2 protein-coding genes are annotated in these 1,684 nt (G+C 46.5%); both read right to left on the bottom strand.

The annotated features are described in order from the left end of the window. Nucleotides 1-638 (bottom strand): baseplate hub domain-containing protein (locus tag LVY74_RS17545; protein WP_237816139.1); only part of this gene is annotated, 638 nt, incomplete at its 3' end. Then, on the bottom strand, nucleotides 639-1,684 hold a 1,046-nt coding region (locus tag LVY74_RS17540; protein ID WP_237816138.1), incomplete at its 5' end, for a hypothetical protein.

Here is a 1,684-nt window from a genome sequence, read left to right as displayed (position 1 = left end):
GATAAAGAATCCAGCCGCCGAATCATGGTCATTGTATTTTGAGTACTGGCTTCAATTGAGATATAGACACCATTACTGCTCTTGAGCATGCCCAACATGAAATAGTTGTCGGCATAGGATTCCAGTCCACGTAACACCACTGTCACACCATCAACCGACTGGATGGTGCTTGCAATCGCCCATGCGTCTTGATCCAGTTTGCAACCATCACCATATAAGGCATGCGCACAGGTACGCTGATATTTATAGCGTGCGCCTGCACGTGCCAGACTGGTGTAATCACTTTCAAAGCTTAAAACAATCGTGGCATCGTCAGGTTTCACCGAGGTCAAACGTCCTTGCCAGAGCATGGATAAGCAACTGTTTTGATATTTATTCAGAGTGATATAGGTGACCGTTTCAAGGGCTGAACGCAGGCAGCTTTGGGCAAATTCTGAATCGGCGGCAAAGGTCACTTCCAAGGTATTTTTTTCCAGATCACTGCTGGAACTGATTGAGCCACGTTTGATTGTTAATTTGTCCCAATTGACTCCACCCACTGTGATGGCCTGATCACCCGATGTATATCGAAAGATTTCTGAGCCACGCACAAAGGTGTACAACTCTCGTCGGGTTCTTTCCCCAAAAAGTCCAAACATTTAAACCTCCAGTTCAAGAATCGGCACAGAGACTTCAACCATTCCCGCGCCCTGATAGTTCAGGGTCACACTATCCGCATCAAGGCGATGCAAACCCAAATATGAAATGCGTTGAATACTCGATGCAGCCTTATCCAAAGCAGGTGTGAGTGTCAGTTGCACGGTAGAGGCTGAGACAAAGCTTGATGCGGTAATTGTGTGTGCTGTCCAAACACCATCACACTTGATCGCAATATGCTGACGCTGATCGGCAAGCTGTTTGTATTGATCAACCTCGACAAATAAGGTGTCTGTCACAATTCCCGTGCTTTTACTGCGTAAATTGGATTCATACGTTGGCAGCCAGAATGGTCGATAACGACCTTGGCGACGAAACAGGAAATTCTTATAGTCATGAATCCGCTGCTGCCCTTTTAAGACTGCCCGATACGGTTTGCCATAGCGGGCAAAATTCCAGTCTGTACTCTGGTAAATATCGCCTATTTCATTGTCCAAAATATTCTGTTGCTGGCTGATGGTGGCTTGCATGGCATCCCCCGAATAGGTCAGTGCAAAGAAATACAGATCATCGTCTAAAAACTGCTCGGGCGTTTCAGGTTCAATGACAGGTTCATCGATTACGATAAAATCCACCGACATGAATGCATGAACACCGCTGATATTGCGAGTGATGTCTCCACTGATAAAACAGACCCGCACAGGATAAAGCTTGGCATTGTCAAAACTGACACTTTCACTGAGCTGTAAACCTGTGGACTGCACTTCAACAATTTCCAGCAGTTTGATCCCCGCATCATTCTTCAGCAGTGCCAGTGAGTTATCCCGAAAATCATAAATGCTCGTGTTGCAGGCAATAAAATCGCTATTCACATCACCGACCAGTTGACGTTCTTGATACAGTGGCACAGCCCAAAGCTGACGAATGCCACCCCATTGCACATTGAACTGCTGAGCGATGGTTTGACGTATGCTTAAAGAAGAAAAGCTCAGCGTTTGCCGAGCTTTGTCCTTGAGTGGAGTCCGTTGTTCTGTGCCGTCCGAGGCTT

Source organism: Acinetobacter sp. ME22 (assembly GCF_022012315.1).
Taxonomy (GTDB): Bacteria; Pseudomonadota; Gammaproteobacteria; order Pseudomonadales; family Moraxellaceae; genus Acinetobacter; species Acinetobacter brisouii_A.
The sequence above is the reverse complement of the archived record's forward strand: the minus strand, read 5'-3'. Positions and strand labels throughout refer to the sequence as shown.